The sequence below is a fragment of the Microbacterium sp. cf332 genome (genome assembly GCF_900102175.1).
GTDB lineage: Bacteria > Actinomycetota > Actinomycetes > Actinomycetales > Microbacteriaceae > Microbacterium.
The window spans coordinates 897,913-914,125 of record NZ_FNKN01000002.1 but is presented as its reverse complement, the minus strand read 5'-3'; the positions used below and the strand labels follow the sequence as shown (position 1 = coordinate 914,125).

The 16,213-nt window shown below is 71.4% G+C and carries 17 protein-coding genes; 9 read left to right on the top strand and 8 right to left on the bottom strand.

Translation table 11 applies throughout. The features are described from left to right. Positions 1 to 22 precede the first annotated feature (22 nt). The 5 genes from BLT21_RS11355 to BLT21_RS11335 all read right to left on the bottom strand — a co-directional run bounded on the left by BLT21_RS11355 (position 23) and on the right by BLT21_RS11335 (position 3,592). A complete protein-coding gene (locus BLT21_RS11355) occupies positions 23 to 829 on the bottom strand; it encodes a uroporphyrinogen-III synthase (protein ID WP_091502032.1) in 807 nt (268 codons plus the stop codon). A gap of 240 nt (positions 830 to 1,069) precedes the next feature. After that, positions 1,070 to 1,336: a hypothetical protein gene (locus tag BLT21_RS11350; protein ID WP_091502030.1), complete on the bottom strand. Its 267-nt coding sequence runs from the start codon at positions 1,334 to 1,336 to the stop codon at positions 1,070 to 1,072. Continuing rightward, entirely contained in the window at positions 1,326 to 1,736 is a 411-nt protein-coding gene (locus tag BLT21_RS11345; RefSeq protein WP_091502029.1) for a phage holin family protein, read from the bottom strand. Before BLT21_RS11345 ends, BLT21_RS11350 begins: the two co-directional genes overlap by 11 nt. 1 nt (position 1,737) lies before the next feature. After that, positions 1,738 to 2,097 carry a hypothetical protein gene (locus tag BLT21_RS11340; RefSeq protein ID WP_091502027.1) on the bottom strand — a complete coding sequence of 120 codons (360 nt, stop codon included), beginning with the start codon at positions 2,095 to 2,097 and terminating at the stop codon, positions 1,738 to 1,740. Between the two features lie 94 nt (positions 2,098 to 2,191). Beyond that, positions 2,192 to 3,592 (bottom strand): protoporphyrinogen/coproporphyrinogen oxidase, encoded by a 1,401-nt coding sequence (locus BLT21_RS11335; RefSeq protein ID WP_176786884.1) that lies wholly within the window; start codon positions 3,590 to 3,592, stop codon positions 2,192 to 2,194. A gap of 43 nt (positions 3,593 to 3,635) precedes the next feature. Between BLT21_RS11335 and BLT21_RS11330 the strand changes: the two genes are divergently transcribed. Next, the gene (locus BLT21_RS11330) at positions 3,636 to 4,202 is read left to right on the top strand and encodes an HhH-GPD-type base excision DNA repair protein (RefSeq protein WP_091502023.1); all 567 of its coding nucleotides are present in this window, start codon (positions 3,636 to 3,638) and stop codon (positions 4,200 to 4,202) included. A gap of 50 nt (positions 4,203 to 4,252) precedes the next feature. On the opposite strand, the gene BLT21_RS11325 is transcribed toward BLT21_RS11330, so the two are convergent. Continuing rightward, on the bottom strand, positions 4,253 to 5,641 hold the full coding sequence (locus BLT21_RS11325) for a glycine--tRNA ligase (RefSeq protein ID WP_091502021.1): 1,389 nt from the start codon (positions 5,639 to 5,641) through the stop codon (positions 4,253 to 4,255). Between the two features lie 142 nt (positions 5,642 to 5,783). On the opposite strand from BLT21_RS11325, the gene BLT21_RS11320 reads away from it, so the two are divergent. Both BLT21_RS11320 and BLT21_RS11315 read left to right on the top strand, forming a co-directional pair. After that, positions 5,784 to 7,166 (top strand): SPFH domain-containing protein, encoded by a 1,383-nt coding sequence (locus BLT21_RS11320; protein ID WP_091502019.1) that lies wholly within the window; start codon positions 5,784 to 5,786, stop codon positions 7,164 to 7,166. Between the two features lie 163 nt (positions 7,167 to 7,329). Beyond that, positions 7,330 to 8,136 carry an SDR family oxidoreductase gene (locus tag BLT21_RS11315; RefSeq protein WP_091502017.1) on the top strand — a complete coding sequence of 269 codons (807 nt, stop codon included), beginning with the start codon at positions 7,330 to 7,332 and terminating at the stop codon, positions 8,134 to 8,136. A gap of 21 nt (positions 8,137 to 8,157) precedes the next feature. On the opposite strand, the gene BLT21_RS11310 is transcribed toward BLT21_RS11315, so the two are convergent. Beyond that, a complete protein-coding gene (locus tag BLT21_RS11310) occupies positions 8,158 to 8,889 on the bottom strand; it encodes a GNAT family N-acetyltransferase (RefSeq protein WP_176786883.1) in 732 nt (243 codons plus the stop codon). A gap of 78 nt (positions 8,890 to 8,967) precedes the next feature. Here BLT21_RS11310 and BLT21_RS11305 point away from each other — a divergent pair, with 78 nt between their 5' ends. The 6 genes from BLT21_RS11305 to purU all read left to right on the top strand — a co-directional run bounded on the left by BLT21_RS11305 (position 8,968) and on the right by purU (position 15,351). Continuing rightward, entirely contained in the window at positions 8,968 to 10,365 is a 1,398-nt protein-coding gene (locus tag BLT21_RS11305; protein ID WP_091502282.1) for an MFS transporter, read from the top strand. 20 nt (positions 10,366 to 10,385) lie between these two features. Beyond that, positions 10,386 to 11,873, top strand: a complete 1,488-nt coding sequence (locus BLT21_RS11300) for a peptide MFS transporter (protein WP_091502016.1) — start codon at positions 10,386 to 10,388, stop codon at positions 11,871 to 11,873. 53 nt (positions 11,874 to 11,926) lie between these two features. After that, the gene (locus BLT21_RS11295) at positions 11,927 to 12,196 is read left to right on the top strand and encodes a hypothetical protein (RefSeq protein ID WP_091502014.1); all 270 of its coding nucleotides are present in this window, start codon (positions 11,927 to 11,929) and stop codon (positions 12,194 to 12,196) included. A gap of 132 nt (positions 12,197 to 12,328) precedes the next feature. Further along, a complete protein-coding gene (locus BLT21_RS11290) occupies positions 12,329 to 13,522 on the top strand; it encodes a cobalamin-independent methionine synthase II family protein (RefSeq protein WP_091502013.1) in 1,194 nt (397 codons plus the stop codon). Positions 13,523 to 13,708: 186 nt separating this feature from the next. Continuing rightward, complete coding sequence (locus tag BLT21_RS11285; protein WP_091502012.1) at positions 13,709 to 14,344, top strand: alpha/beta fold hydrolase; 636 nt, start codon at positions 13,709 to 13,711, stop codon at positions 14,342 to 14,344. Positions 14,345 to 14,472: 128 nt separating this feature from the next. Beyond that, positions 14,473 to 15,351, top strand: a complete 879-nt coding sequence (purU, locus tag BLT21_RS11280; RefSeq protein ID WP_091502010.1) for a formyltetrahydrofolate deformylase — start codon at positions 14,473 to 14,475, stop codon at positions 15,349 to 15,351. Positions 15,352 to 15,412: 61 nt separating this feature from the next. Here purU and BLT21_RS11275 read toward each other — a convergent pair whose 3' ends face one another. After that, positions 15,413 to 16,213 carry a MerR family transcriptional regulator gene (locus tag BLT21_RS11275; protein WP_091502008.1) on the bottom strand — a complete coding sequence of 267 codons (801 nt, stop codon included), beginning with the start codon at positions 16,211 to 16,213 and terminating at the stop codon, positions 15,413 to 15,415.

The following is a 16,213-nucleotide window of genomic DNA, read 5'->3' as shown; positions in this document are numbered from 1 at the left end:
GGCGGCCGGCGGCCGTCCGGACTCAGGATGCCGAGGCGTCCGTGGCCGGCGCCGGCGCCGGCTGCCGTGAGATCGCTTCGATGAGCGACGTGATCGTCGTCTCGGCGGCGACGACGTCGACGCCGAGACCCAGCTTGCGGGCGTCTCGCGCCGTGCGCGGCCCGATGGCGGCGACGAGCGTCGCGTCGGGCAGATCCGGGAACTGCTCGCTCACCTGCTCGGCGACCGACCCGCTCGTGACCAGGACGGCGTTGATGCGTCCGCTCGCGACGTCCGCGGCGATGCGCTCGGTCACGGGTACGCCGACGGTGCGATAGGCGACGACGCTGCGCACATCGTGGCCCGCCTCGATCAGCATCCGTGTCAGCACCGGCTTGGCGACCTCGCTCCGCAGGGCCAGCACCCGCGTGGGCGACGGCTCGATCGCGAGGATCTGCTCCGCGAGCCCGGCCGCGGAGTCGTCCTCGTCCGGCACCAGGTCGACCCGGTAGCCGACGGCCGTGAGCGCGGCGGCCGTCGTCTCGCCCACTGCTGCGACCCGCGTGCGCGCGGGGATCTCGGCCCGATAGGCGTAGAGCACATCGACCGTCGTGGCGCTGGTGAGCGTGATCCAGTCGAACGCGCCCGAAGCGAGCTCGGCCAGCGCGCCCTCGAGATCGGCGACATCGGTCGTCGGGGCGAAGTTCACGAGCGGAGCGATGACGGGCGTCGCGCCGTGGCTCCGGAGCAGAGCGGCGACCTGGTCGCCCCACGGCCCCCCGCGAGGCACGAGCACGCGCCATCCGCGCAGCGGCTTCTTCGGCTCCGCGTGGCCGGGATCGTCATGCATATGGTGGCTCTCATGAGGCGTCGCCGCCCCGATCGAGCGGCCGACGCGCGTTCCTTCTCCGGATGGTGCAGACCCGGGTTCGCAACATCGGCAGCACCCGCTCCATCGCCGCTGCCTCGTTTCCCGAGCATACCCCGCTCCGGAGGCGCGGTGCCGATGCCGGATATCGATCCGGACTCGGTTGCTCCGGGAACGGCTCGGACGGCCGCCGAGGCCGCCGAACCGACGGTGTCGGCCCGGTCAGCGGGCGATGAGACGCGCGATGCCCCAGACCGCGGCGCCCACCGCGACGGCGACGCCCACCGCGGCGGCCGCCGCACCTGCGGGGTTGCGCTGCGCGTAGGCGCGCGCCTCGCGGGTCGCGCGGTCGGTCGCGAGGACGGCGCGCTTGGGCAGGTTCGCCTTGAGCTCTATCGCGGCGAGCGCGGCCTTCAGCTCGGCGCGGGCCTTCTCGACGGGATCGGTGATGCCGAGCGGCACGGCGGTGGTGGAGAGCTCAGAACTCATCGGCTGCTTCCTTCACGATCTTGGCGTCGGTGGAGATCGCCTGGGCGGGGTTCTGGCGCGAACTGAGCCGCTTGAAGCGGAACAGTCCGAGCACCGCGAACACGGCGGCGATCACGAGCAGCACACCGATCACGATGAGCGAGGCCGCCCACGCCGGCAGCCACGACGTCAGTCCGATGATCGCGAACGCGCCGATGGCGGGAATCGTCCAGAAGAGGAAGAAGAGCGCGACGATGAACCAGACGCCGCCGAGCCCGGCGTCCTTGCCCGTCTTCTTCGCCCATGCCTTCGCCGAGTCGATCTCGGCGACGACGAGATTGCGGACGAGCTCCGGGATCTCACCGATCAGGGTGAGCAGGCTGTCATCGGCGCGATCGCGGAATCCGCGGGGCGTGCTCATCTCAGCTGTCCGCCGCGGCGCTCGCGTCGGCGACCTTGCGCGCGTCGCGCTCCGCGGCCTTGCGCACGTCGCTCGCGGCCTTCTCGCCCTCCGCGATCGTGGCGTCGAGCTTCTCGCCGGCCGAGCCCTTCTTGCCGGCCGCCTTGGCGACCTTCTTCGCGCTGTCCCAGACGACGCTGGGCACGGCGAGAGCGGCGGACTTGCCGAGCTCCGTCACCTTGCCCACCTGCTTCTGCACGGGGTCGAGCTCCCAGACCTGCTGGGCCTTCTCTTTGATCTGCTCGTAGCGCCCACGTCCGGCGCGTGCGCCGAGCACGTAGCCCGCGGCGAGTCCGACGGCGATGCCAATCTTGCCCCTCATGGGGTCTCCTCACGTTCGACGTTGCTGCGTGGGTCCAGGCTATCGCCGTATGCCGTGTCGGGTATCCACTCCCGTAACCCCGCGCCGCCGACTATCATGGCCGCCCCTGCTCTCTCCAGAGCACCGCGTGCCGCGCGGTGGCCGCCTCCGCCACGGCATCGGCGGCGACCCGCTCGAGACTGTTGCCCGACAGCCATCCGCCCACGAGCGCGAGCCCCGCGACGGTGCGCGCGCGATCACGGATCGCCGCGACCGCCTCGGCGTGCCCCAGCAGCGAGGCGGGGGCGGCACGCGAGTAGACGACACGGGCGGCCGCGCGCACCGCGGGCTCGCCGATGCCGACTCCGAAAAGGTCCGAGGCCGCCCGGCACGCGGCTGCGACGGCTTCGCGGTCATCACCCGCGGTCGGCGGCTGGGTCACACGCAGCACCTCCTCGCCCGCGGGCAGCGCGTCGCGCAGCGAAGGCCAGGTCTGCGACACCGGCCGCACCGTCGCGGGCGCCGGGCCACCGCCGACGACCAGCGATCCCCGCGCGGGCAGCGGCACCCCGGCGATGCGCAGCATGACCGTCTCGAGCGGATCGGGACGCGGACCCGCGCTCGGAGGGAGCGTCAGGTGCGGTGCGAGCAGCGCGCGGGTGGCGTCTTCGTCGCTCGCCAGCACCAGGAGGTCGGCGCCGACCTCCTCGCTCGCGCCGTCGGTCGCGACGAGCCAGCCCGTACCGCCGCCGTCACGTCGGACGGCCGAGACGCGGGAGCCCGTACGGATGTCGACATCGAAATCGCGGAGACGGGCGGCAAGCGCATCGACGAGGCGGTGAAGGCCGCCGCGCGGGGCGGATCGCGGCGGCGATCCCGAACGCAGCGTCTGCGCGACGGCGCCGCTCAGCGATCCGGTGCGGGTGAGGGCCGGGTTGAGCGACGGTGCCGCAGCGTCCACGTCGATGAACTCCGGAGCCACCCCGTGGACGGCGAGGACGTAGGGCGCGACGAGGCGGTCGCGCACGCGTGCGCCCATGCGCGACTCGACGAGATCGCCGAGGCTGCGGCGCCGTCCGACCGTGAGGGGCGGGCGCAAGCGATCGACGTAGGCCCGCCACGCGCCGCGCGTCTCGATGTGCCGACGCACGTCGTCGGCCCACGGGTTCGCGGGGATGCCGAGCACGGTCTCAGCGGGTGCCGGAGCCGCGCCGCGGGGACCCGCCGCGAGCCAGAGACGGTCGTCCCGCGGGGTCTCGAGCTCGTCGGCCAGCCCGACCTCGTCGACGAGCGCCGTCAGGGTCTGGGCCGAGGCCGGGATGCCGTCGGCGGCGGCGTCCACAACGATGCCGCCGAGCGCGACGCGGTCGAGCGAGCCGCCGAGGTGCGGGGCGGCTTCGAGAAGCGTCACCCGCAGCCCCAGCCGCGCGCACTCGAGGGCCGCGACGATACCGGCGATGCCGCCGCCGACCACGACGACGCGGGTGTCGTGCGCGTGCTGCGCGAGATCCGTCATCCCTCCATCCTGCCGCCTCGGCGCCGATGAGAACATGGATGCCATGAGCCTGCACATCACCGACGACGCCGACGCCGACCAGCTGCTGACCGAGAACCCGCTGGCGCTGCTGATCGGGATGCTGCTCGACCAGCAGATCGCGATGGAGACCGCGTTCAGCGGGCCGTTGAAGATCCGCGAGCGGGCGGGCGACGTCGACGCCGCGACGATCGCGGGCTACGACCCCGACGCATTCGTCGAGGTGTTCCGCCAGTCGCCCGCGGTGCACCGGTTCCCCGGGTCGATGGCGGGCCGCGTGCAGACCCTGTGCCAGACGATCGTCGACGACTGGGACGGCGACGCCGCGGCGATCTGGACCGCGGGCGACCCCGACGGACCCACGGTCCTGAAGCGGCTGAAGGCGCTGCCGGGCTTCGGCGAGCAGAAGGCGAAGATCTTCCTCGCACTCCTCGGCAAGCAGTACGGCTTCACCGGCGACGGGTGGCGTGCGGCCGCCGGCTCATACGGCGACGAGGGCTCGTTCCGCTCGGTCGCCGACATCGTCTCGCCCGAGTCGCTCACGAAGGTGCGCGAGCACAAGCGCGCCGCCAAGGCCGCGGCGAAGTCCTAGCCCGCGGCCCTGGTCTCTGCGCTGCTCACGGCGCCGGCCGACGCCGGGGGTCAGGCGCCGCGCAGGCGCTCGGCGAGGTAGCCCTCGAGCGCGTCGAGCGCGATGCGCTCCTGCGCCATCGTGTCGCGGTCGCGCACGGTGACGGCACGGTCGTCGAGCGAGTCGAAGTCGACCGTGACGCAGAACGGGGTGCCGACCTCGTCCTGGCGGCGGTAGCGGCGGCCGATCGCGCCCGCGTCGTCGAAGTCGACGTTCCACCCGCGTCCGCGCAGCGTGTCGGCGACCTCGCGCGCCAGCGGCGACAGGCGCTCGTTGCGGCTCAGCGGCAGGACCGCCGCCTTGACCGGCGCGAGGCGCGGGTCGAGCCGCAGCACGGTGCGACTGTCGACGCCGCCCTTCGCGTTCGGCACCTCCTCTTCGTCGTATGCGTCGACGAGGAAGGCCATCATGGCGCGGGTCAGACCGAACGAGGGCTCGATGACGTACGGGGTGTACTTCTCGCCGGAGGCCTGGTCGAAGTAGGTGAGCGACTGACCGGACGCCTCGGTGTGGCTGCCGAGGTCGTAGTCGGTGCGGTTCGCGACGCCCATGAGCTCGCCCCACTCCTTGCCGGGGAAGCCGAAGCGGTACTCGACGTCGATCGTGCCGGCGGAGTAGTGCGCGCGGTCGTCCTCGGGCACGTCGAAGCGGCGCATGTTGTCGGCGTCGATGCCGAGGTCGATGAACCAGTCCCAGCAGGCCTCGACCCAGTGCTCGAACCACTCCTGCGCCTCAGCCGGCGGCGTGAAGAACTCGATCTCCATCTGCTCGAACTCGCGGGTGCGGAAGATGAAGTTGCCGGGGGTGATCTCGTTGCGGAACGCCTTGCCGACCTGGCCGATGCCGAACGGCGGCTTCTTGCGGCTGGCCGTGAGCACGTTGGAGAAGTTCACGAAGATGCCCTGGGCGGTCTCCGGGCGCAGGAAGTACAGGCCCGACTCGTCGTCGACGACGCCGAGGTAGGTCTTCACGAGACCCGAGAACGACTTGGGCTCGGTGTACTGACCCTTCGTGCCGCAGTTCGGGCAGGGCACGTCGCCGAGGCCGTTCTCGGCCTTCCGGCCCTTGCGCGCCTCGAAGTCCTCGATGAGGGTGTCCTCGCGGAACCGCTTGTGGCACTGCAGGCACTCGACGAGCGGGTCGGTGAAGGTCGCGACGTGGCCCGAGGCCTCCCAGACGCGCTTGGGCAGGATGATCGACGAGTCGAGGCCGACCATGTCGCCCCGGCCCCGCACGAACGTCTGCCACCACTGGCGCCGGATGTTCTCTTTGAGCTCGGTGCCGAGGGGGCCGTAGTCCCACGCGGAGCGCGAACCGCCGTAGATCTCGCCCGCCTGGAAGACGAACCCGCGGTGACGGGCGAGGGCGATGACTTTGTCGAGGCGGGACTGCTCGGCCACAGGTGGCTCCAAATGGTCGGTTTCGGGATGCGCGGATCGGCGCGGGATGCCGCAGGCAACGGCATCCCCGATTCTAGTCGCGCCGCGCAGGCCCTCCCCGATACGGTCGAAGGACACATCGTTACGTAGGGGGAAGGTCAGCATGGAAGCTCTATTCGCCGGAGGCGCACTGGTCATCGGGGTGATCGCGGTCGTGGCCGTGATCATCCTCCTGATATTCCTGCTGATCATGGTGCGGGCCTGGTACAAGGTCGCGAAGGCCGACCAGGCGCTCGTCGTCGTCGGCCGCAACCAGAAGAACGCCGCGGGCGACTCGTCACGGATCTCCATCATCACCGGCGGCGGAGCCCTGGTGAACCCGCTGACGCAGCGCGCCGAGATGATCTCGCTGCGCGCCCGGCAGATCAAGATGGAGCCGACCGCGCAGGCGTCGAACGGAGTCACGGTGATCGTGGCCGGGGTCGCGCTGGTCAAGATCGGCTCGGACCCCGAGTTCGTTCGCCGTGCGGCCGAGCGCTTTCTCTCGCAGGACGGCGCGATCGAGCAGTTCACTACCGAGCAGCTCGAGGGCGCGCTCCGCGGCGTCGTGGCGACGCTGACCGTCGAGCAGCTGATGAAGGACCGGCAGAAGCTGTCGGACCAGATCGCCGAGGGAATCAAGAGCGACCTGCTCGCACAGGGTCTGATCCTCGACTCGTTCCAGATCCAGGGCATCACCGACAAGAACGGCTACATCGACGCCCTCGGCGCGACCGAGGTCGAGCGCGTCCGCCGCGAGGCCGACGTCGCCCGCATCAACGCCGCCCGTGAGGTGCGCGCCCGCCAGCTCGCGACCGACGAGGCCAACCTGATCGAGCAGACGGCCTACGACAAGAACTCCGCCGCCGCGTCGGCCGAGGTCGGTCGGGCCCGCGCCGAGGCGGAGCAGGCCGAGGCACTCGCCCGTGCGCAGCGCGAACAGGACGTGCTGCTCCAGGGCGCCGAGAACCGCCAGGCCCAGCTCGACGCCGACGTCAAGAAGGTCGCCGACGCCTCGCTCTACGAGCGCGAGCGCAAGGCGGACGCCGACGCGTACGCCGAGGTCAAGGCCGCCGAGGCGCGAGCCCAGATCGCCGCCCAGGAGGCCGAGGCCACGCGCCTGCGCGCTCAGGCCGAGGCCGACGCCGTGCGCCTGGCCGGTGAAGCGCGTGCCGAGGCGATCAAGGCCGAGGCAGAGGCGATCGCCCAGAACCAGGAGGCCCTGCTCGCGCAGCGCGCCATCGAGGCCCTCGTGCCGCTCATGACCGAGTTCGCCCGCGGCTTCGACAAGGTCGGCTCGATCACGGTGCTCGGCGGCGACGGCGCATCCAGCCACATCGCGTCCGAGAGCGCGTCGAGCATGCGCGCCACCTTCGATGCCGTGCAGGCGACGACCGGCATCGACCTGCGCCAGATCATCCAGGGCCAGGCCACCGGCCGCGGTGTCGCACAGGGTCTGCGGGCCGACGACGCGGCCGCAGCTCCGACCGGCACCGCGGAAGAGTGACCCCGCGCTAACTCCTCACGATCGACGACGCCCCGTCTCACCTCTCGTGTGATGGCGGGGCGTCGTCGTCTGCAGGCTCTGTATGTGAGGAGTTGCAGCAGGCCCACGAGAAGGATTGTCAACCGGGTGCGGTACCGCGCCGGGGCTTCGTAGCGTCGGGGGCATGACGTTCACTCCTCGCCGTGCCATCGTGACCGCTTCCGACTCCGGGATCGGCCGGGCGACCGCCCTCGCCCTCGCCGACGCCGGACTGGACGTCGGCGTGACGTGGCACTCCGACGAGGAGGGCGCGAACGAGACCGCGGAAGGTGTGCGCGCCCGCGGACGGAAGGCCGTCGTCGCGCAGTTCGACGCCACCGAGTTCGAGAAGGTCCCGGGGGTCATCGAGCACCTCGCGACCGAGCTCGGCGGCCTCGACGTCTTCGTCAACAACGCCGGCGGCGGCACCGGCGGCCCGGTGCTCGACCTCGATCTCGACGGCTGGCGCACGGTCGTCGCGCTGAACCTCGACGGCGCGTTCCTCGGGATGCAGACCGCGGCGAAGCTGATGGCCGACGCCGGCGACGGCGGACGCATCATCGCCGTCACGAGCGTGCACGGCTCTCAGCCCCGTGTCGGCTCGGCCGCCTACGTCGCCTCGAAGCACGGGCTCGAGGGTCTCGTGAAAACGATGGCGCAGGAGCTCGGCCCCCGCGACATCACGGTCAACTCGGTCGCGCCCGGCGAGATCGCGACCCCCATCAACGACATGGAGGGCGACGAGGCCGAGAAGACCCACCGCCCCGGCATCCCGATCCCCCGCCCCGGCAAGCCCGAGGAGATCGCCGCGGTCGTGGCCTTCCTCGCCTCGCCCGCGTCGTCGTACGTCACGGGCGCGACCTGGGTCGTCGACGGCGGGATGCTGCAGATGGGCCCGCAGGCCGGATCGCACATGGAGTCGGACGACTGGCGCGACGCCGGTTCCGAGTAACCGCCCCGCGGCGGTCGGCGCTCAGGGCTGGACGAGCAGGTAGCCGCGCTCGTCGTCGAAGCCGCCGACCGCCAGCCCGGCGCTCAGGTGCTCGAGGAACTGCGCGCGGACCCGGTCGCGCCACGCGTCGGCCTCGGCGGGCGACGCCGCGCGGATCGCGTGGATGTCGTCGGGCACCGGGATCGTCGCGACGATGCGATCGTCGGAGGGCCGCTCCTGCGGGGGCGCCGCGAGCGGCCACGTGACCATGAGACGGTCGGTGACCTCGCCGCGGTTGATGCCGTCGTCCATGAGCCCGTACTGGTCGACGAGGTAGTCGCTGATGCGGGCGCCGAGCACCTGCAGGTTGAAGTGCGCGTTGCGCGCGAACAGCGGGTCGAAGGTCCAGGTGATCGTGCCCACGTCGCGGGCGAACGCCCAGGCGCGCTGGTGCTGCTTGAGCACACGACCGAGCCCCTGCTGCTGGTACTCCGGCAGCACACCGGTCACGTGCGAGTGCATCGAGCGGGCACCCGGCTCGGCGAAGAACGCCACCGACGCGCCGACCACGCGGTCGCCGTCGTAGAGCCCCACGACGTAGTTGCCCGAGTACGCCAGCGCCCGCATGAGGTTGGTCGGAACCGAGTCCCGGTCGCCGCCCCAGACCTCGCGCAGCACGGCGGCGCCGGCGAAGATGTCGGCGACGGTCTCGAGGGGGCGGATGTCGATCCCCGCGGGCACATCGGCTTCGATCGGGGGGACGCTCTCGCTCATGAGCCCACCCTACGCCGCCGCCGATAGCCTGAAGGGATGGCATCCGGCGACGAGGACGAACGACGACGACTCACCCGGATGCCTCGGCAGGGCGCCATCGTCGCCGTGCTCGCGATCGCCGGGCTCGCGTCGTCGTTCATGTTCACGCTCGTCGTGCCGATCCAGTCGAAGCTCCCCGAGCTGCTCGACGCGAGCCGCGAGGACACGGCCTGGGTGGTGACGGCGACGCTGCTCGCGGCGGCCGTTTTCACCCCCATCGCGGGACGCCTCGGCGACATGTACGGCAAGCGCCGCATCGTGCTCGTCCTGCTCGTCCTGCTGATGGTGGGCTCGGTGATCGCCGCTCTGTCGACCGGCATCGTCGGGGTGATCGTCGGACGCGCGCTGCAGGGGGCGGTGACGGGCGTCGTGCCGCTCGGGATCTCGATCATGCGCGACGTGCTGCACGAGAACCGGGTCGATGCGGCGATCGCCCTGATGTCGGCCACCCTCGGGGTCGGCGGCGCCGTGGGCATGCCGGTGAGCGCGCTGATCACCGAGACGAGCGACTGGCACGTCCTGTTCTGGATGGCCGCGGGGCTCGGAGCGGTCGTGCTCGTCCTCGTCGTGCTGGTCGTGCCGCCGAGCGTGCTGCGCACGCCGGGGCGCTTCGACCTCGTCGGCGCCGCCGGCCTGGCGGTCGGCCTCACCGGGGTGCTGCTCGCCGTCTCGCGCGGCAGCACCTGGGGATGGACGTCCCCCGCCACGCTCGCGTGCGGGGTCGGCGGCATCCTCGTTCTGCTCGTCTGGGGGCGGTACGAGCTGCGGATCACCGATCCTCTGCTCGATCTCCGCGTCGCCGCGCGCCCGGCGGTGCTGCTGACGAACCTCGCGTCGGTCGCGATCGGCTTCTCACTCTTCGCCTCGAACGTGGCGTACCCGCAGATGCTCGAACTGCCCGCTGCGGTCGGCGGATTCGGGCTCACGCTGCTGCAGGCGAGCCTGGTCATCATGCCCGCGGGTCTCGTGATGATGGTGCTCTCGCCGTTCTCGGGCCGCCTCGCCCGCAGCGTCGGCCCCCGCCTGCTCCTCGTCCTCGGCTCGATCGCCCTCATCCTCGCCTACGGCTTCTCGCTGCTGTGGGCGTCGGAGGTCTGGCACCTGTTGGTGGCGAACCTCCTCATCGGCGTCGGCATCGGCTTCGGCTACGCGGGCATGCCGATGCTCATCATGCGATCGGTGCCGCCGACCGAGACGGGGGCCTCGAACGGGTTGAACGCGCTCTTCCGTTCGCTCGGCACGAGCACCGCGGCCGCCGTGATCGGCGCGGTGCTGGCGGCGTTCTCGATCGACCGCGACGGTACGGCGGTGCCCACGCCCGCCGCGTTCCAGATGTCGTTCGCCCTCGGGCTCGGAGCCGCGGTCGTCGCGCTCGCGGTAGCCGTCTGCATACCGCAGCGGCGGGATCGGCACGAGACGCGCCCCTCGATGCCCTGACCGGCGTATCGTCGGCGTCCATGAGCCACGAGGACGCAGCCGCCACCGCATCCCCCACCTCCGAGGGGGGATCGAACGACACCCGGTTCTTCGGGCAGCCGTGGGCCCTCACGCACATCTTCGGGGTCGAACTGTGGGAGCGCTTCAGCTTCTACGGCATGCAGATCGTCCTCGTGTACTACCTCTACTTCTCGGTGTCGGAGGGCGGGGCCGGTCTGCCGCAGGCCACGGCCGTCGGGATCGTCGGCGCGTACGGCGGGGCGGTGTACCTCTCGACGATCCTCGGGGCCTGGGTCGCCGACCGCCTGCTCGGGTCGGAGCGGGTGCTCTTCTTCAGTGCGATCGTGATCGTCGCCGGGCACGTCGCGCTCGCGGTCCTGCCCGGGCTCCTGTCCGTCGCGGTGGGTCTCGTCCTCGTGGCCCTCGGCTCGGGCGGCCTCAAGGCCAACGCGACGGCCGTCGTCGGCACCCTGTACGCCGATAAGGACCCGCGCCGCGACGCGGGGTTCTCGCTGTTCTACCTCGGGATCAACCTGGGTGCGTTCGCCGGTCCGCTGCTCACCGGCTTCCTGCGCACGAGCCTCGGCTTCCACTGGGCGTTCGGCGCCGCCGCCGTGGGAATGGCACTCGGCCTCGCGCAGTACGCGGTCGGCCGGCGCTCGCTGCCGGAGTCCGCACGGCGGGTGCCGAACCCGCTGCCCCCGTCGCGTTACCCCCTCGTCCTGGGGATCGGCGTCGCGGTGGTCGCGGCGATCGCGCTGCTCATCGCCGTCGGCGTCATCCGCGCCGACAACCTCTCGCTCGTCGTCGTCACCGTGGTGATCGCCGCGACCATCGCCTACTTCGCGGTCATCCTGACCAGCTCGCGCATCACGGCGACGGAGCGCTCGCGCGTCTACGGGTTCATCCCGCTGTTCGTCGCGAGCGTGGCGTTCTGGTCGCTCTATCAGCAGCAGTTCACCGTCGTCCCGCTGTACGCCGAGAAGCGGCTCGACCTGAACCTCTTCGGCTGGCAGATGCCGCCGGACTGGGTGCAGTCCATCAACCCCGTTTTCATCATCATCCTGTCGGGCGTCTTCGCGGCACTGTGGACGAGGCTCGGCACGAAGCAGCCCGTGACCCCGATCAAGTTCGCCGCGGGCGTGGTCGTGATGGGTCTCGCGTTCCTGCTCTTCCTGCCCTTCGCGGGCGGCGGCGCGTCGTCGACACCGCTGCTTGCGATCGTCGGCATCCTGTTCGTCTTCACCGTCGCCGAGCTGCTCCTCTCTCCCGTCGGACTGTCGGCGGCGACGAAGCTCGCTCCGGCGGCGTTCCAGACGCAGATGGTCGCGCTGTTCTTCCTGTCCGTGTCGCTCGGGACCGCGATCTCCGGCCTGCTCGCGCCGCTGTACGACCCCGAGAACGAGGTGCCGTACTTCTCGGTGCTCGGCGCCATCGCGATCGCACTCGGCCTCGCCCTCGCCGCAGCACGCAAGCCGGTGCTCGCGCTCATGCGCGGCGTCCGCTGAGGGCGGAGCGCAACCCCTCGTCGGCGGGCGGCGGCGCGCGAGAGGATGGACGCATGTCTTCCTCCGTCGCGCGCCGCTCGAACCCGACCGCCTGGGCCGCCTTCTGGGTCGGCCTCCTCGGGCTCATCCTCATGCCGATCCCGCTCTTCATCGGCTTCGTCCTCGGCGGCGGCCTCTCGCTCGTGGCCGCCGTGCTCGTTGTGATCGCCCTGCTCAAGGGGCTCGCCCGCAGCGGCTCGGGCATCGCGCCCGTCGTCTTCGCCGGCATCTTCGTGCTGCTGACGTGGGGCGGCATCTCGGTCGGCGGCGGCATCGTCTGGTGACCCCCTCGGCCCGGCGTCGTCACACGATGACGACCGGATGCCGGTGCGCCACGGCCCCGGCGCTAGAGTCGCGGTCGGACCCGACGGCGCCGCGCTGACGTCGCCGGTCAGACCGACGAGAAAGCGACGCGCATGACCGAGATCACCACGACCACCGCCGGCAGCCTGCCCCGCACCCCGGCGCTCATCGACGCCAACCGCGTGCGCTCTTTCGCCGACGACGGGTTCACGCTGCAGTCGACGCCCGAGTTCGCGGAGCTCACCGCGCAGGCGGTCGCCGATGTCGTCGCACGGCAGCGCGAGGCGGGCGTGACGCAGGTCGGCGACGGCGAGTTCGGCAAGGCGATGTCGAATGCGGTCGACTACGGCGCTTGGTGGTCGTACTCCTTCCAGCGCGCGAGCGGCCTGTCGCTGACCGAGGTGAACGCCTTCAACGAGCCGCCCGTGCGCTCGGAGCCCGGCAGCATCCGCCTCACCTCGTTCCTCGACCGGCGCGACCGGCAGCTCTTCCCCGCCGTCTACGCCGAAGCGGTCGAGGCCGGAGCCACCGCGACCGCCTTCCCCACCACGACCGGACCGATCTCCTACCGCGGGCACGCGGCCGTGGCATCCGACATCGCCCATCTGAAGGCGACACTGCGGGAGGGCGAGCAGGGCTTCCTCACCGCGATCGCACCGGGCTCCGCCTCGCGCGTCCGCAACGAGTACTACGCCACCGACGAGGAGCACATCTTCGCGTGGGCCGACGCACTGCGCGAGGAGTACAAGGCCATCACCGACGCGGGGCTCATCGTGCAGCTCGACGACCCGTCGCTCGCTGAGAACTTCGACCAGATCAATCCGGAGCCCGCTATCGCGGACTACCAGGCGTTCACCCGCATCCGGATCGAGGCCATCAACCACGCGATCGCCGGGCTGCCGAAGGAGCTCGTGCGGCTGCACGTCTGCTGGGGCTCGTGGCACGGTCCGCACACGACGGACGTCGCACTGGCCGACATCCTGCCCGTCGTCCTCGACGCGAACGTCGGGTCGATCTCGTTCGAGGCGGGCAACGTCCGCCACGAGCACGAGTCGGGCGTGTGGGCGGACGCCGCCGTGCCCGACGACCTCGTGCTCGTGCCCGGCGTCGTCAGCCACGCGACCAACGTCGTGGAGCACCCCGAGCTCGTCGCGCAGCGCATCGAGCGCTTCGCGAGCATCGTCGGAGCCGACCGCGTGATCGCCTCGACCGACTGCGGCCTCGGCGGCCGCATCCATCCCGACATCGCATGGGCCAAGCTCGCCTCGCTCGGGCAGGGCGCCCGGATCGCCGCGGCCCGCGCCTGACCCCGCTCGGCCCGGCGGCTGCTGCGTGCACCGTGCCGCGTGCCGCGATCCATGTCTTCGGGGACGACACCCCGAGGGGCACGGCCGGCCGACGGGGTGTCGTCACCGATCCATTGCATCCGGTCCCGAGGTCGACCCCCGGTTTCGGCTAGCGTGAAGGGTCGCAGCACAGCGCGAGAGGAAGCCATGACCGAGACACAGCCGCAGATCTTCGAGCCCGAGGGCCGCGCCATCCCCTACGTGGAGGATGCCGGCAGCGAGCCCGTGCTGGTGCTGATCCCGGGCCACAGCAACATCGCCGCGCTCGGCACGCTCGCGCACGTCCTGGCGGAGGAGGACTTCCGCATCCTGCGCGTCGGCTATCGGACGGCGCAGACCGACGGCGTCACGCTGCACGACCTGGCACGGGATGTCGTCGACGTCATGGACCACGTCGGACTCGGCGACGCCTGGGTCGGCGGCCACGCCTTCGGCGGCGCCGTCGCCCGCACCGTGTCCATCGACCACACCGACCGCGTCGACGGGGTGCTGCTGCTCGGCGCGGAGGGCGACGAGCCCCGCGCCGACCTCGAGCCGCTGCAGGCCGCGGCGGCGGCATCCGTCTCGGCCGATGAATGGCGGGCGCTGGCCCCCACGGTCCCGGTCATGCTCATCCAGGGCGGAGCCGACGAGGTGCTCCCGCCGGCCAACGGCGAGCGCCTGCAGGCCGCGGCGCCCGGACTTGTCAGCCTCGTGACGCTCGAGGGCGGCGGACACCTCTTCCCGGCGACCCACGCCGGTGAGGCCGCCTTCGTCATCGAGGACTACCTCGACGTCGACTGACCCACCCCCTCCCCCACCCCGTCCACTCGCCAAGAACTGCGGATGCCGCACCCGCCGCATCCGCAGAATGTGGCGAGTCAACGGAGGAGCGTGCGGGGCGCGCCCGGCGGACAGGGCAGAATCGAAGGATGACCGATTCGTCGACCGCGCTCCACCCCGCCCACGCCTGCCTGATCGTCTACGGGCAGGACCAGCCGGGCATCATCGCGGCGCTGTCGGCCATGGTCACGCGCGTCGGCGGCAACATCGTCGCCTTCGACCAGTACTCCGACGACCCGACCGGCGGGGCCTACTTCTGCCGCGTCGTGTTCCACCGCCCGAACTTCGCGGTCGACCGCCCGTCGATCGAGGCGGAGATCGCCGAGACCCTCGGCGGGTTCGATCTGCGGTGGTCGCTCACCGACCAGTCGGTGCCCAAGCGCATGGCGATCCTGTCGTCGAAGCAGGACCACTGCCTGCTCGATCTGCTGTGGCGCCACCGTCGCGGCGACCTGCCCGTCTCGGTGCCGATGGTCGTGTCGAACCACACCACCTCGGCCGAGGACGTGCGCTCGTTCAACGTCCCCTTCTTCCACGTGCCGTCGACCCCGGGGCCCGACAAGTCCGCGTCCGAGGCCGAGATCCTCAAGCTGCTGGTCGGCAACGTCGATTTCGTGGTGCTGGCGCGCTACATGCAGATCCTGTCGTCGGACTTCCTCGAGAAGCTCGGCGTTCCCGTCATCAACATCCACCACTCGTTCCTGCCCGCCTTCATCGGCGCCGAGCCGTACAAGAAGGCCAAGGAACGCGGGGTCAAGCTCATCGGAGCGACGAGCCACTACGTCACGACCGACCTCGACGAGGGGCCGATCATCGAGCAGGACACGATCCGCGTGACCCACGCTGACACCGCGGCCGAGCTCGCGCGCCGCGGTGCCGACGTCGAACGCCAGGTGCTCTCGCGCGCCGTGCTGTGGCACGCTCAGGATCGCGTCATCCGCCACGGCAACCACACCATCGTCTTCTGACGCGGGGCCTGGGGCGCTCGGCGCGACGCGGGCGCCGTGCGCCGTGCGCCCCAGGCGCGGCTCAGACGAGAGGCTGCTGCAGGTCGATGACCCAGCTCGCGCCGCCGTCGTACGGCGTCTGCAGGTAGATCTCGCGGCACGCGCCGTCGGGTCGCAGCCCGCGCCGCTCGGCCTCGGCGACGAGTGCCTGCCACGCACTCTGGATGCCGGCGAGGTCGGCAGCCTCGTAGCGCAGCGTGAGTGCGCGGGGCTCGGCCGCCAGAACCGCGCGTTCGAGCCCCGCGGGTACCGGCGCGTCGCCGATCTGCTCGGCCGCGGCCGCGATCATCCCGTCGGCGAGGGTCGTGTAGACCGCGACGCCCGGCCCGACCCGGCGCGCGCCCGCGGCGTCGACCGCCTCGTTAACGCGCTGGAACATGACGCTGATCTCGTCTTCGATCTGCGCCATCTCGTCGATGTGCGCCGACAGCTGCGTCAGCGTCAGCTGCGGCAGGGGGGTCTCGATGAACGTGGACACGGGTATCTCCTTCTCGATCGACCGGAGTCTCGCCTCGACCTCGTGCAGCCGCCGACGGTCCGCCGCGATGCCATCGCTCAACTCCGCCCGACGCTCGCGCAGGAGCGCGGCCACCGACGCCGACGACAACCCGTCGTCGAGCAGCCGGCCGACCTGGTCGAGGGTGAAGCCGAGGTCCTTCAACGCGATGAGCCGGTTGGCGCGGTCGAGCTGCGACGCGGCGTACGACCGGTACCCGGATGCCGCGTCGACGCGCTGCGGGCGCAGCAGCCCGAGCTGGTCGTAGTGGCGCAGCATCCGCACCGATACGCCGGCGAGGCGGGCGAACTCTCCGATACTCAACAT

What these genes read in the sequence shown, in the direction of transcription:
- BLT21_RS11310 (WP_176786883.1), bottom strand. Translation starts at nt 8,889, where the DNA reads ATGAGCGAGAGCGTCCCCCCGATCGAAGCCGATGTGCCCGCGGGGATC.
- BLT21_RS11320 (WP_091502019.1), top strand. Translation starts at nt 5,784, where the DNA reads ATGGAAGCTCTATTCGCCGGAGGCGCACTGGTCATCGGGGTGATCGCG.
- BLT21_RS11355 (WP_091502032.1), bottom strand. Translation starts at nt 829, where the DNA reads ATGCATGACGATCCCGGCCACGCGGAGCCGAAGAAGCCGCTGCGCGGA.
- BLT21_RS11350 (WP_091502030.1), bottom strand. Translation starts at nt 1,336, where the DNA reads ATGAGTTCTGAGCTCTCCACCACCGCCGTGCCGCTCGGCATCACCGAT.
- BLT21_RS11305 (WP_091502282.1), top strand. Translation starts at nt 8,968, where the DNA reads ATGCCTCGGCAGGGCGCCATCGTCGCCGTGCTCGCGATCGCCGGGCTC.
- purU (WP_091502010.1), top strand. Translation starts at nt 14,473, where the DNA reads ATGACCGATTCGTCGACCGCGCTCCACCCCGCCCACGCCTGCCTGATC.
- BLT21_RS11330 (WP_091502023.1), top strand. Translation starts at nt 3,636, where the DNA reads ATGAGCCTGCACATCACCGACGACGCCGACGCCGACCAGCTGCTGACC.
- BLT21_RS11285 (WP_091502012.1), top strand. Translation starts at nt 13,709, where the DNA reads ATGACCGAGACACAGCCGCAGATCTTCGAGCCCGAGGGCCGCGCCATC.
- BLT21_RS11340 (WP_091502027.1), bottom strand. Translation starts at nt 2,097, where the DNA reads ATGAGGGGCAAGATTGGCATCGCCGTCGGACTCGCCGCGGGCTACGTG.
- BLT21_RS11290 (WP_091502013.1), top strand. Translation starts at nt 12,329, where the DNA reads ATGACCGAGATCACCACGACCACCGCCGGCAGCCTGCCCCGCACCCCG.
- BLT21_RS11345 (WP_091502029.1), bottom strand. Translation starts at nt 1,736, where the DNA reads ATGAGCACGCCCCGCGGATTCCGCGATCGCGCCGATGACAGCCTGCTC.
- BLT21_RS11335 (WP_176786884.1), bottom strand. Translation starts at nt 3,592, where the DNA reads ATGACGGATCTCGCGCAGCACGCGCACGACACCCGCGTCGTCGTGGTC.
- BLT21_RS11300 (WP_091502016.1), top strand. Translation starts at nt 10,386, where the DNA reads ATGAGCCACGAGGACGCAGCCGCCACCGCATCCCCCACCTCCGAGGGG.
- BLT21_RS11275 (WP_091502008.1), bottom strand. Translation starts at nt 16,213, where the DNA reads ATGTTGAGTATCGGAGAGTTCGCCCGCCTCGCCGGCGTATCGGTGCGG.
- BLT21_RS11295 (WP_091502014.1), top strand. Translation starts at nt 11,927, where the DNA reads ATGTCTTCCTCCGTCGCGCGCCGCTCGAACCCGACCGCCTGGGCCGCC.
- BLT21_RS11315 (WP_091502017.1), top strand. Translation starts at nt 7,330, where the DNA reads ATGACGTTCACTCCTCGCCGTGCCATCGTGACCGCTTCCGACTCCGGG.